Genomic DNA, 13,470 nt, shown 5'->3' with positions numbered 1-13,470 from the left:
AGCTATCATAAAACAGCTAGGACTCTTTTTATACTAATTGACTTGTAGGTCTCTTTCCAAAATACCAACTGATTAAAAATACAATTAGTAATCCAATTGATACGAGTAATAAGAAACTAAAATGATGGACATATTGCAAATATAGGCCTCCCAAAAGCGGTCCTGTTAAACTCCCTACACTAAAGAAAATACTACACATTAAATTTCCTGTTGGTAGCAACTCTCTTGGCGTCATATCACTCATATAGGAAATACCCAATGAAAACAATGATCCACAGAACATTCCTGCAAGCCCAAAGCAAATTGCAACCATCCATTGGTATGATTCCACAATGCTGCCTAATCCAAAAATTATTCCCCCACCTAGCAACGAAGTTAACACAATTTTCCTTCGTCCAATCTTATCTCCTAATATGCCAAGTGGAATTTGTGTTAGGATTCCACCGATTGAAAATGCCGCTAGGATAAAGGAAACCATTGAAACTTCAAAATGATTTCTTAATGCATAAACAGGAAACAATGAATTTAATGTTGACTCTAAAAAGCCATAACAAAGCGAAGGCAAACATGCTACCCAAGCGAATTTTAAAGTGACAACATATCGTTTAAAGATATTATCCACAACACTTTTAGTTTGTATTGGTTCTGGTCTTTCATTTTTTAGGAAGAAAACAAGTGACCATGCTGCTAGACAAAGCATTGAGGAAATGATAAATGGAAATGCTTCAGAGATTTCTGTTAATGGAACAAATAATGGGCCCACAGCAAATCCTATTCCAAATGACAATCCATAAATTGCAATATTTTTACCTAGACGATTCTCTGGTGATGAACTCGTAATCCACGTTTGAGTTGAATAGTGAAGTGAATGGTCACCTATCCCAATTAGTAAGCGAAGAATAAACCAAAACAACACATGCTTCCATAATGGAAATAACATTAAAGCAAAAAATACAACAGCTCCTCCTGTTAAAATGATAGGTTTATACCCAAATTTTCTTAATGGTTGTTCAATAAACGGTGATATTAGTAGCGTTCCAATATAAAGTGCTGTTGCGTTTAATCCATTAAGGGATGATGAAACACCATCTTTTTCGAAGATAACCGAAATTAAAGGCATCAACATACCTTGTGAAAATCCCGAAATAGATACAATCATAACTAAAATCCAAAACCTTTTTTGCTCAAAACTAATCTTAAATTCCACATCTGCCTCCATTTTAGTAATGATTACTTTTTTCATTATGTATTTTAATACTTGTAACATCTTATCATAATCTAATTCCACCTGTGAATTACCGAAAAGCACAAAAAAAGACTCAGCCACAAAAATTCAAAGTGCACTGAGTCTTTTAACGATCTGTTATTATCATATGTTGTTACATTAAACCCATTATCGGCCTAACCTTGACCGAGAACCTGTTTAACTCCCTCCTTTAAAATACTTATTCTATAGGCTCCTATTCCGTTCCCATTTACAGCGAAAACCTTTTATACTCCTTCCTTATTATTATGAAGTGAAGACTTTCTTTTCGCCCTTCATGTAAATTGCCAACTTTTTTTACATGAGTTGCTGCATTGATGGGCATCTTAAAAAGGAAGAGGATTTTCCTACGAAAGAACCGACATTCAAGTGATTACTCACTTCTCCTCCTTCCTTCTAGGTTAAAATCATGTTAACATATTACATTAATTTTGTAAATTTTCTAAACTTACAGAAATATAAAATACCCATTTTGGCCTATTTTTTCGAATTTCCAATTGAAAAATTTGATTAAATCGTATACGATGATGATGATGAAATGAGGTGTTACGATGAGCAAATCAATTACGGATAAAGAACAACAAGTCAATTATTTAAAAGAACGTCTACAAATTTTTGTTGAAGTATTAGATGCTATTGACCCAGAAACTGCAGATTTACAAGATATCGATCGCCTTATTGCCATGATGGACGATTTAGAAGATAAAATGGAACAATTCAAAAACCGCCCTGAAATGTAATTAATAAATTTTTAACAATCTTCTTATTTATTCATATAATTTCTACAAGAGCACAATTTTGTGCTCTTTTTTTCATACTTTGGACAGGTTATAATAAGGTGTAATTTAAAAATAACCTTTTTGAGGGGGCTATTTCCATGAATCTAGAAACACTAGAACAAAGTATTTACGATTTGGTAAGCGAAACTTCTACTAACTTACCAAAAGACGTTCGTCGTGCTATAAAAAAAGCGAAGGATGCAGAAAATGCTGGGACTCGTGCAGCGATGAGCTTAGATACAATCGCAAATAATATCTTCATGGCAGATGATCAAGTTTCACCTATTTGCCAAGATACTGGTCTTCCTACTTTCAAGATTAAAACTCCTGTTGGTGTAAACCAACTTGAAATCAAAGAAGTAATAAAAAAAGCTATCGTTCAAGCTACAAAGGATGCAAAACTTCGTCCTAACTCGGTAGATTCTTTAACGGGTAAAAACAGTGGCGACAATTTAGGTGCAGGTGTACCTGTTATAAAATTTGAACAATGGGAAAAAGAATATATAGAAGTAAAACTAATCCTTAAAGGTGGTGGCTGTGAAAACAAGAATATTCAATACAGTTTACCATGTGAACTTGAAGGACTTGGACGTGCAGGTCGTGATTTGGATGGTATCCGAAAATGTATACTTCACTCTGTTTATCAAGCACAAGGCCAAGGATGTTCTGCTGGGTTCATCGGTGTTGGAATCGGAGGAGATCGTTCTTCTGGATATGATTTAGCAAAAGAACAATTATTCCGCCACGTGGAAGATACTAACCCAAATCCAGACCTTGCAAAATTAGAAGCCTACATATTAGAGAAAGCAAATACGTTAGGTATTGGAACAATGGGCTTTGGTGGTGAAGCAACATTACTAGGCTGTAAAATCGGTGTTATGAACCGCATTCCAGCTTCTTTCTTTGTATCAGTAGCTTATAACTGTTGGGCATACCGACGAATGGCTATTGATATTGATGCAGAAACAGGAGAAATTAGAAAATGGCATTACCAAGAAGGAGAAAAAATAGCCTTCGATGATGCCGTTGCAGCAACGCAAGAAGAACCAAAAAAAGAAATTATTGAACTTCATGCACCTATTTCTGAAGAACAAATACGTGCACTGCATGTCGGTGATGTCGTCAAAATTTCAGGTCGTATGTATACTGGCCGTGATGCAATTCATCATCACTTAATAAGCCATGATGCCCCAGTCGATCTAAATGGCCAAATTATTTATCACTGCGGACCCGTAATGGCAAAAGACGAAGATGGCAATTGGACAGTTAAAGCAGCTGGTCCTACTACTTCCATTCGTGAAGAACCATATCAAGGTGATATTATGAAGAAATTCGGTATTCGAGCTGTAATGGGTAAAGGCGGTATGGGACCTAAAACGCTAAAAGCATTAGAAGAACATGGTGGGGTTTACTTAAATGCAATAGGTGGAGCTGCGCAATACTATGCCGATTGTATTAAATCAGTTGATGGAGTAGATTTAATAGAGTTTGGTATACCAGAGGCAATGTGGCATCTTAGTGTCCAAGACTTCACTGCTGTTGTTACAATGGATTCTCATGGAAACTCTTTACACGCAGATGTTCAAAAATCTTCTTTAGAAAAATTAGCTATGCATGCAGAAAGAGTATTTTAAAATAAGTAAAAGAAAAACCTCTCCAAAGTTTGGAAAGGTTTTTCTTTTTACTAAATTATTCTATTTATTTCACCAATAATTTATTATTACACTTCCATCCCCCTATCCTCTATGTTATAATAATTCTAAATTAAAAATAACTATAAAGATAATACAAAAAGGCCATTAGACACCCATATTTATTGTTATATAAACGTTTTGATATTGATTATTATTATCAGGAGGTCATGTGAATGGAAATCGTAAAAGAGAATAATTATCATCTAATTGAGAAAATAAGAGAACATATTGAACTTATTGCTGCACTTCTATCAGGCATTTTGATATTAACTGCTTGGTTGTTAGGGAAAGACGGCGAAACTACTATTTCAATAGTTTTCTATATATTAGCTTTTTTAATTGGTGGTTTTGCGAAAGCAAAAGAAGGCGTTGAAGAAACAATTGCAAATAAAGAGCTAAATGTTGAGTTTTTAATGATCATAGCTGCTATCGGTTCAGCAATCATTGGATATTGGACGGAGGGAGCTATTCTAATCTTCATCTTCGCTGTCAGTGGTGCACTTGAAACTTATGCAATGAAGAAAAGTCATAAAGAAATTTCAGCTCTGATGAATTTACAACCTGAAGAAGCATGGCTAATAAAACAAAATGGTGAAATAGAACGCGTTGCTGTTTCTTCTTTGAACTTAGGTGACCATTTACTTATTAAACCAGGTGAACTAATTCCAGCTGATGGAGTTATTGTGGAAGGCTCTACCTCAATTGATGAAGCTGCAATAACTGGTGAATCTATTCCGGTAACAAAATTAGTCGGTGCAGATGTATTTGCAGGAACGGTCAATATGACTGGTGCTGTAACAATGGAAATGACTAAACCAAGTTCTGAGTCATTATTTCAAAAGATTATTAACCTTGTACAATCTGCACAAAGTGAAAAATCACCTTCACAACAATTTATAGAACGTTTTGAAGGAGCCTATGTAAAATTTGTACTTATTGCAGTTGGCCTTATGATGTTTGTCCCACATTTCTTACTTGATTGGAGTTGGAATACAACATTTTATCGAGCAATGGTATTATTAGTAGTTGCTTCTCCTTGTGCACTTGTTGCTTCTATTATGCCTGCAACATTATCTGCTATTTCAAACGGTGCGCGTAATGGTGTTTTGTTCAAAGGTGGATTACATATTGAACACTTAAGCGTGTTAAGAGCAATTGCCTTTGATAAAACAGGTACGCTTACTCAAGGAAAACCTGTTGTAACAGATTTTGTTGTGCGTAATGATGTGGACGAATTACAAATGTTATCAATAATTGCCGGTATTGAAGCAAAGTCAAATCACCCACTTGCACAAGCAATTATCGCTTATGCTACTAATCGTGGACTTAAGACTTTCTCTCAAGCTCAAATAGAAGATGTGCCTGGTTGGGGCCTAAAAGCAATGGTTGATAATCAATCTTACAAAGTTGGAAAAATGGATTTCGTAGGTCGGGATGCTGCCTACAAATTTGCTGAAGGCATTGCTCCTAAACTTGCAGAACAAGGTAAAACTGTTATCTTCTTAGCTGATGAAGAAGGAATTGTTGCTCTTGCTGCGATGAAAGATACAGTTCGTGAAGAAGCTAAAAAAGCGATTGCTTTATTGAAAAACTTAGGTATTCACACCATCATGTTAACTGGTGACAATGAAAAAACTGCTAAAGTAATCGCTAAAGAAGCCGGTGTAGATGCTTATATCGCAGAATGCTTACCTGAAACAAAAGTAAATCACATTAAAGAGTTGATGAAAACATACAGTCATGTTGGTATGGTAGGTGACGGTATTAACGATGCACCTGCACTTGCTACTGCAACAACCGGAATTGCAATGGGTGAAGGAACTGACGTTGCTCTTGAAACTGCTGATGTAGTATTAATGAAAAACGACCTTTCTAAAATTTCTTACGCAGTTAATCTATCACGTAAGATGCAAAAAATTGTCAAACAAAATATTACCTTCTCCATCTCCGTAATCGTATTGTTAATCATCTCTAACTTTTTACAAGCAGTAGATTTACCACTTGGAGTAGTTGGACACGAAGGAAGTACAATTTTAGTTATTTTAAACGGTTTAAGAATGTTGAAAAACCATTAATAATCATCTTCCTTGTTACTAGAAAAAGGGGCTAACCCGTAAGTTTTAACTTATGGGTTAGTCCCCTTTATTTTGCTCTATTCTTTCTGTCTAGCTTTTCCCTTCTTTGCTGCATAATAGCATTAAGTTGCCCTCCTACTATTAGGAGAATGCCTGTCAAATACAGCCACAACATTAATATGATAATACCCCCGATACTCCCGTATGTAGCTGAGTAATTTACAAAATTATCAATATAGTAAGAAAAGGCATATGACACTAATAACCATGAAATTGTAGCAAAGAGTGCTCCAATTAATACACTCTTTAGATATAATTTAATATTTGGCAAAATCCAATACATTAAAGTCAAAACAGAAAAAATCAATATTGGAGGTAATAGTGTTCGAAATTTGTTCCAAACAACTAGAAAATCAGCCTCTAAACCAAATGTTGAAAATAGAAAAAGTCCAATTTGTTTACCAAACACAGGTAAAACTAAAGCGACAACGATTAAAAATATTAACAATAAAGTAAAAACTACAGATACAAATCTAGCAACTAAAAATGGCCTTGTTTCTTCTTTATTGTATGAACGATTTAACGATTTTATCAAGGCATTGACACCATTTGAAGCTGACCAAATTGTACCGATGATCCCAATAGATAATAATCCACTGTTACGTTTTTCAAGAACTTCTACAATCGTTCCCTCAATCATTGTATATACTTGTTCTGGCATTAAATCTTCTAAAACTATATATACAAGAGCTGGTGGGAAATTCAAATAAGGTAACAAAGTCAATAAGAAAATCAGCAATGGAAATAATGCTAGTAAAAAGAAATACGCTAATTGTGCACCAAACCCTGTAATATCAGCATCCTTCAAACGTTTTAGAAATGCTAATATAAATCCTTTTAGTTTAGTGACATCATAATGGTCATCCAATGTATCCTTCTTCTCTATTTGCATTAACTTCATCTTATTGAACATTTCAGATGACTTACCGCTTGTAGTATTCTTTGCTTTTTTGGAGCTTCTTAAAAGCTTATATTTTTTCACTTTTCTACGCTTTTTCATACTTGCTCCCCCTTTATCGGGAACTTATAAGTGAATAACAGATTCTGTTGGAACTTCTTTTTCTTTTGCTTTTTCAATTCCTGCTGTTAAGACTTCTTTTGTTTCCAAAACAATGTCCTTTACTTGAGGAGTTAACTCTTGAATTTCATTTATTTTTTCAAGATAGAAATCCTTGTCTTTCATAAAAGTACTATACATAGACTGCACTGAGCTAGCTGTAGATTGAAGTTTATCAAATATTTCTTGACGATTAGATGCATAATATTGCACATCAATCATAAAATGTTTTACCTTTCTAACTGTAGTTTCGCGAGTGTGTCGATCCAACATACTTAATGCTGCTCCTGTAACAGCTCCTAATGCGATACCTGTAACTAATTTGTTAGACATATTAATCCTCCTTCAAACATCTATATATATTATTATACCCCACTACTTTATATGTAAAACAGTTTCAATATTATATACATTCTATTTCACATGCACTAATTACTTAAAATCCTCAATAAAAGGAGGAGCAAAGGAATATTTCTTATATAACTTAAATTGACTTTAAGAATTCATCGTGAAATGATACTGTAGTATATGAATGTAATAAAAAGTAGGAGGAATCCCTTTGAATTTAACTCAACCATCTACAGAGAATGTAACTTTTATGATTGAAGGTATAAAAGATAAACTTCGTATGGTCAATGCAGATGCGATGAAACCTGAACATTTTGATACTGATAACTATGAGGACTTAGTTTTTTTATACGAAATGGTCATGAAACGTAATGCATTTAGCCCAAGTGAAATGCAAGCTATTGTGGCAGAGCTTGGATCCTTACGTAAATAAATATTAAAACAATTGCTTTATTTGCTTTCTCTAAGTCAAAAAGGTATGCCTCTATCCGGAGACATACCTTTTTTGTATTTATTCATTTGAATTATTTGTTGATGTGCCATCTTTTTTCACTAATGGTTGAATAAGTACTTCAACTCGACGGTTCTTTGCACGGCCCTTTTCTGTTTTGTTTGATGCTATTGGGTTATTTTCTCCGTATCCCTTCGCGCTAAAGTACGAGGAATCTACTTTCGGATTATTATTAACGATCAATGTTAAGAAATTAACCGCTCGCATAACACTTAGTTCCCAGTTAGATGAAAATTCCCCATTATTCATCGGAATATTATCAGTATATCCAGTAATTGTTACACTTCTTTTTGGTTTAAAAACTAGAATTTTTGATAATTCCTTTGCAGTTTCTTTATATTCTTCTTTTACATCTGCTTTACCAGGATCAAATAGCACACTATCTCGAATCGTAATTAAAAGACCATCATCGGTCATCTTTGTTTCGAATTGCTTTTCTAATTCATTCACGGCAATAAAGTCATCAACTTTACCCTTAATTTTTGAAAGGGACTTTTGATCTTCTAAGTAAGCCGTATTTTTGTTTAGTGAGTCACTTTTAGGATCGGTTGGTTCTACTGGAGATGGATTTTCCATTACGCCACTTCCTCCATCGAACACTGCATTAAACACAGAAGATAGCTGAGCTAATTTATGAGCATCTACTGTACTTGATGCAAATAGTACGATAAACAATGCTAATAATAATGTTAGTAAATCGGAATATGGTAGCAACCATGACTCTGGGATTTCACCTGGTTCTTTTTTACGCTTCTTAGATTTCCTTGCCAAGGCCGCTCGCCCCGCTTTCACCCATAATTTGTTTGCGTTCTTCTTTTGTTAAGTACGAAGCAAGCTTTTGTTCGATTACGCGAGGAGCCTCCCCTTCTAAAACTGAAAGAATTCCTTCAATCATCATCATCTTTTGACGTGCTTCTATACTTGATTTACGTCTAAGTTTATTTGCAAATGGATGCCATAATACATACCCAGTGAAAATCCCTAATAGTGTTGCGATAAAGGCTGCTGAAATGGCATGTCCTAATGCATCAATATCATTCATATTTTTTAAAGCTGCGATTAAACCAACTACCGCACCTAGTACCCCTAACGTAGGGGCATATGTACCTGCTTGCGTGAAAATTTGCGCTCCTGCTGTATGGCGTTCTTCCATTGCTTCTACTTCTTCAGTCAATACATCGCGAATATAATCTGCATTTTGTCCATCTATCGCTAAAGTTAGACCATTCTTTAAGAAGGGATCATCAATTTCAGAAACTTTCCCCTCTAATGCTAAAAGCCCTTCACGACGTGCTAAATCCGCCCAGCTAGAAAATAATTTAATAATTTCAACATCACTTACTAGATTTTGCTCTGTAAATAAAATCTTGAATAATTTTGGAACTTTCTTCAATTCACTTTTAGGAAATGCAATAGTTACAGCTGCGATTGTTCCTAAAATAATGATTAAAATAGCCGCTGGGTTAAGCAAATTATCAGGGGTTACACCTTTTAAGGTCATCCCAACGAATACTGCGATTAACCCCAGTATTAGACCAACAATCGATGATAAATCCATTTTAGTACCCTCCATAGTGTCATTCTTGTTATTATTTCGGTTATTTTTCTGCAATGTTAATAATTCAATATCGAACAACATAAGATATTTGATGAAAACATAATAGTGATATGTAACAGTTATCGACTAGAAGCAATACAATCTATTTTATCCAGTTTATTTAAATACGTGTTATAATAATAGTGTTCTATAATTCTTAAAAGAGTTTTATAGAATTTTTAATTTCTCTTTATCTTCGAATCATGTATAATTATTATTAATGAATAATTCCATATATAGGGAGGGTTATCGATAATGGCTTCATTTATCGCTACAGTTGTTGGATTCTTTGGTATACTTTTAGTATCAGGTGCGATGTTTGTCCACTATTTAAGAGAAGGCCTAGATTCTTCATCTGCTAATATCGTAGATCCAAAACCAAAAACTAAATTTTAGTAAAAAAAAGCTACTTGCTAGTCGCAAGTAGCTTTTTTTACATTTTTCTAACAATTTATTGACGAATTTATAACATTTAAGGTTTATCGCACTATATAATTTCTAAAATTCGTATATTAATGTCACCTTTCTATTTACACTCCTATGAAATGATTGTTATATACCATAAAATAACATGCTATTTAAAAGAAATATATTTTATACTAATGTAACCTAAGGTATTTTGAGGAGGAATTTTACGTATGTTTTCGACAACAGCAGTTGGAATCGATTTAGGCACAGCCAATACGTTAGTATATACAAAAAATAAAGGTATTATTTTAAATGAACCATCCGTTGTAGCTTATAATATTAATACAAATGAAATTGTTGCAACCGGTAAAGAAGCAAAAGAAATGGTAGGGAAAACACCCCAAAGTATTCGAGCAATCCGTCCTCTTAAAGATGGTGTAATTGCAGATTTTGATATGACCGCTGCCATGATTAAATCTATGATGGAAAAAGTGGCAAAGAAAATGGGATCTTCCTTACGTAAACCAAATGTTGTCGTTTGTACACCATCTGGCGCTACTTCTGTTGAACGACTAGCAATTCAAGACGTCGTGAAACAATGTGGAGCCAAAGAAGTTCACCTAATAGAGGAACCCGTTGCTGCAGCAATTGGTGCAGAATTACCAGTTAGTGATCCAATTGCAAGTGTGATTGTTGATATTGGTGGGGGTACAACAGAAGTTGGTATTATTTCATTTGGTGGGATTGTTACATCTAATACCATGAAACTAGGTGGCGACCATATGAATGAAGAGATTATTCAATTCGCCCGCAAAGAGTTTAATGTTTTAATAGGAGAACCAACAGCAGAAAAAATCAAACAAGAAATTGGGTATGCATTAATAGAACACCCTTCTGAAATAATTGAAGTATGTGGTCGCGATATCGTAACAGGTCTTCCAAAAACTATTGCAGTATCATCATTGCAAATTCAAAATTGTTTAAAAGAAAATCTATTATCTATTTTAGAGTTAATCAGTAGATCTTTAGAAAGTTGTCCCCCAGAATTATCTGGTGATATCGTAGATCGCGGTATTGTTCTAACTGGCGGAGGTTCTCTATTAAAAGGAATGGCTGAATGGCTTTCTAAAAAATTAGATGTTCCCGTTCATTTAGCTCCTGAACCATTAGAATCCGTTGTAATAGGAACAGGAAAAGCATTAGATACGATTCATTTACTAAAAAAATAAAATTTTCAGTATTTCCTTTTTCTAAGTAGTTATTTTACAATTAGAAAGAGGAGGAGATACAGTTATGTCTATTTTAAACGAAGTCATTACATTCAATAAATCGTTCGTAGAAGAAAAACGATATGAACCTTATATTACTAGTAAATATCCTGATAAACATTTTGTTATTCTAACTTGTATGGATACACGGCTTGTCGAATTATTGCCAAAAGCGATGAATCTTCGCAATGGTGATGTTAAGATAATTAAAAGTGCTGGTGCAACACTCAATCATCCGTTTGGCGGTATTATGCGAAGCTTGCTTGTTGCAATATACGAACTTCAAGCAGATGAAGTTTTTGTAATCGGGCATTATGACTGTGGTATGAGTGCAGTAAACCCAGATAAAATGCTTCAAAAGATGATAGATCGTGGAATTACACAAGATACACTCGATTTGCTTACTTATTCAGGTGTCGATTTAAAACAATGGTTACATGGGTTTGAGGATGTACAAGAAAATGTTCAACATAGCGTTGAAATGATAAAAAACCATCCATTAGTATTGGACTCAATCCCCGTTCACGGTTTAGTCATTGATCCTAAGACGGGTAAATTAGATATAATTGTAGACGGCTCAAAGATATAAAAAACAGCGATTTCCTTATGAGGAAATCGCTGTTTTTGTATTTATCTCATCACTATAAATATTATTTAAGAAATACATCATACAGTAAAAGCACAAGTTTTCAATAATTCGACAGATTTCCCAGGAAATCTTCAATATCATTTATATTACATTCCATTGAATAATCTATGGAATTTGGTCCTCCATCTCCGCCAAGCGGCCTTACCCTTTCAATAGTCCCCTTCCATTAGTGCATATAAATAATGGTCTTGCCATTTCCCATTAATATAAAGTAGTTTACGCAATAACCCTTCCCTTAAATAACCTGCTTTTTCTAATACGCGGACAGATGCTACATTTTTGGGAGAAACATATGCCTCCAATCGATGAATACAAAGATCTTCAAATGCAAATTTTGAAACAAGTGAAAGTGCTTCGGATACAATCCCTTTTCCAGTATGTGCCTCATCCATTGAATAGCCTACAAAAGCACTGGAGAAAGGGAGACGTCTAATCGAATATATAGAAATATGCCCTATTATCTCCGTACTCCCAGAAGCGAAAATACCAAAACTATATTCCCGATTCGCGCGCATTTGCCTTATAGACTCTTGAATTTTCTTTATTTGGACTTTTTCAGTGTAGTATTCAGGTGGATGTAATGGCTCATGGATTGACCAGTAATGCATATTACGTGCAACCATTTGAGTATATGGTGTTACATCCGCTAACTCTAAAGTACGCAAATAACAACGTTGTCCCTCTAAAAATACCATACAGTATTATCCATCCTTTTCGATATATTGAAGATATCATTTGAATATTGTAAAAGGTCGTTTAACAAGAGATTCAGAATTCCATACTTAAACACTGAAGTAAATATAAAATTCATGCATAAAATTAAGTGACAAAGTCTCTTTCAACTAGAACCAAAATAAATTTTTCTTTTACTATTTTGTTTATCTATGATAAAACTATGTAAACTTAAATATTATACTTCTTTAGTTAAAGATTCTGTAGGATCTGTAACTTGCAAGCCCTGACGTTCGCATTCTTTTTTTACATGTTTTATCGTCTCTTTAAGAACTTGTATACGTGCGTATTTTTTATCATTGCCCTCGATTAAAATCCAAGGTGCATTCTTTTGATCTGTTTTATCGAACATATCATTAGCAGCCTCAATATATAAAGGCCATTTATCTCGATTACGCCAATCTTCATCCGTAAGCTTCCACTTTTTATAAGGATCTTCTTGACGCTCTTTAAATCTATTTAACTGTTCTTCATTTGATACTTGTATCCAGAATTTCAATACAATGTAATGATCATCTGTTAACAATTTTTCGAATTGATTGATTTCTTCATAAGCACGTCCCCATTCGTCTTTTGAAGCAAATCCTTCAATTCTTTCAACAAGTACTCGTCCATACCACGTACGATCGAAAATACCTATCTGTCCTCTTGCAGGAAGTCGTTTCCAAAATCGATGAAGATGATTATACTTTAACTCTTCTTGAGTAGGAGCAGCTATAGGATGTACTATATATCCCCTTGGATCTAAGCGCTGTGTTAATCTCTTAATAGCGCCGCCCTTCCCTGCTGCATCCATCCCTTCAAAACCTATTATCAATCCAATATTATGCTTAAATAGGAATTGTTGAATGTTCAGCATTTCAAATTGGAGCTTTTTTAGTTCTTTCTTATAGGAGATTTTATCGTCTAGCTTTTTATTTAAATCCAGCTTTTCAATATGTGTAGTCACTTTATCCACTCCTTTTTATATCTTTATAATATTTTACCGCAATGTTCACTAAAATGGTATTTGTTGTTACACTAAAACG

The 13,470-nt window shown here is 34.3% G+C and carries 14 protein-coding genes; 7 read left to right on the top strand and 7 right to left on the bottom strand.

Going from position 1 to position 13,470, the window contains the following annotated elements; translation table 11 throughout:
* Window positions 1–28 precede the first annotated feature (28 nt).
* Complete coding sequence (locus CW357_RS07830; protein ID WP_119414506.1) at window positions 29–1,219, bottom strand: MFS transporter; 1,191 nt, start codon at window positions 1,217–1,219, stop codon at window positions 29–31.
* Between the two features lie 596 nt (window positions 1,220–1,815).
* On the opposite strand from CW357_RS07830, the gene CW357_RS07825 reads away from it, so the two are divergent.
* From CW357_RS07825 to CW357_RS07815, 3 genes are all read left to right on the top strand, one after another.
* A complete protein-coding gene (locus tag CW357_RS07825) occupies window positions 1,816–2,004 on the top strand; it encodes an SE1561 family protein (protein WP_119414479.1) in 189 nt (62 codons plus the stop codon).
* A gap of 137 nt (window positions 2,005–2,141) precedes the next feature.
* On the top strand, window positions 2,142–3,677 hold the full coding sequence (locus CW357_RS07820; protein ID WP_124217750.1) for a fumarate hydratase: 1,536 nt from the start codon (window positions 2,142–2,144) through the stop codon (window positions 3,675–3,677).
* Between the two features lie 233 nt (window positions 3,678–3,910).
* A complete protein-coding gene (locus CW357_RS07815) occupies window positions 3,911–5,812 on the top strand; it encodes a heavy metal translocating P-type ATPase (RefSeq protein WP_119414477.1) in 1,902 nt (633 codons plus the stop codon).
* A 67-nt stretch (window positions 5,813–5,879) separates the two neighbouring features.
* On the opposite strand, the gene CW357_RS07810 is transcribed toward CW357_RS07815, so the two are convergent.
* Together CW357_RS07810 and CW357_RS07805 are read right to left on the bottom strand one after the other, a co-directional pair.
* On the bottom strand, window positions 5,880–6,872 hold the full coding sequence (locus CW357_RS07810; RefSeq protein WP_369973730.1) for a YihY/virulence factor BrkB family protein: 993 nt from the start codon (window positions 6,870–6,872) through the stop codon (window positions 5,880–5,882).
* A gap of 24 nt (window positions 6,873–6,896) precedes the next feature.
* A complete protein-coding gene (locus CW357_RS07805; protein WP_206426814.1) occupies window positions 6,897–7,262 on the bottom strand; it encodes a YtxH domain-containing protein in 366 nt (121 codons plus the stop codon).
* A 226-nt stretch (window positions 7,263–7,488) separates the two neighbouring features.
* On the opposite strand from CW357_RS07805, the gene CW357_RS07800 reads away from it, so the two are divergent.
* Entirely contained in the window at window positions 7,489–7,710 is a 222-nt protein-coding gene (locus tag CW357_RS07800; protein ID WP_119414476.1) for a DUF1128 domain-containing protein, read from the top strand.
* A 78-nt stretch (window positions 7,711–7,788) separates the two neighbouring features.
* On the opposite strand, the gene motB is transcribed toward CW357_RS07800, so the two are convergent.
* Together motB and motA are read right to left on the bottom strand one after the other, a co-directional pair.
* The gene (gene motB / locus CW357_RS07795) at window positions 7,789–8,559 is read right to left on the bottom strand and encodes a flagellar motor protein MotB (RefSeq protein WP_119414475.1); all 771 of its coding nucleotides are present in this window, start codon (window positions 8,557–8,559) and stop codon (window positions 7,789–7,791) included.
* A complete protein-coding gene (gene motA / locus CW357_RS07790; RefSeq protein WP_124217749.1) occupies window positions 8,543–9,346 on the bottom strand; it encodes a flagellar motor stator protein MotA in 804 nt (267 codons plus the stop codon). Before motA ends, motB begins: the two co-directional genes overlap by 17 nt.
* A 294-nt stretch (window positions 9,347–9,640) precedes the next feature.
* On the opposite strand from motA, the gene CW357_RS18225 reads away from it, so the two are divergent.
* The 3 genes from CW357_RS18225 (at window position 9,641) to CW357_RS07780 (ending at window position 11,650) form a co-directional block, all read left to right on the top strand.
* On the top strand, window positions 9,641–9,781 hold the full coding sequence (locus tag CW357_RS18225; RefSeq protein WP_164489568.1) for a hypothetical protein: 141 nt from the start codon (window positions 9,641–9,643) through the stop codon (window positions 9,779–9,781).
* Window positions 9,782–10,023: 242 nt separating this feature from the next.
* Window positions 10,024–11,022 carry a rod-share determining protein MreBH gene (gene mreBH, locus CW357_RS07785; protein WP_119414473.1) on the top strand — a complete coding sequence of 333 codons (999 nt, stop codon included), beginning with the start codon at window positions 10,024–10,026 and terminating at the stop codon, window positions 11,020–11,022.
* A 64-nt stretch (window positions 11,023–11,086) separates the two neighbouring features.
* Window positions 11,087–11,650 carry a beta-class carbonic anhydrase gene (locus CW357_RS07780; protein WP_119414472.1) on the top strand — a complete coding sequence of 188 codons (564 nt, stop codon included), beginning with the start codon at window positions 11,087–11,089 and terminating at the stop codon, window positions 11,648–11,650.
* Window positions 11,651–11,859: 209 nt separating this feature from the next.
* Here the strand turns inward: CW357_RS07780 and CW357_RS07775 are convergent, their stop codons facing one another.
* Both CW357_RS07775 and CW357_RS07770 read right to left on the bottom strand, forming a co-directional pair.
* Window positions 11,860–12,405, bottom strand: coding sequence for a GNAT family N-acetyltransferase (locus tag CW357_RS07775; protein ID WP_124217748.1), 546 nt, complete (start codon window positions 12,403–12,405; stop codon window positions 11,860–11,862).
* Window positions 12,406–12,620: 215 nt separating this feature from the next.
* The gene (locus tag CW357_RS07770; protein ID WP_119414470.1) at window positions 12,621–13,391 is read right to left on the bottom strand and encodes a polyphosphate kinase 2 family protein; all 771 of its coding nucleotides are present in this window, start codon (window positions 13,389–13,391) and stop codon (window positions 12,621–12,623) included.
* Window positions 13,392–13,470 lie beyond the last annotated feature (79 nt).

Origin of the sequence: Rummeliibacillus sp. TYF005 (assembly GCF_003844195.1) — a bacterium.
GTDB lineage: Bacteria > Bacillota > Bacilli > Bacillales_A > Planococcaceae > Rummeliibacillus.
Note: the sequence above shows the minus strand (reverse complement) of the source record. Positions and strands in the feature narration are given on the sequence as shown.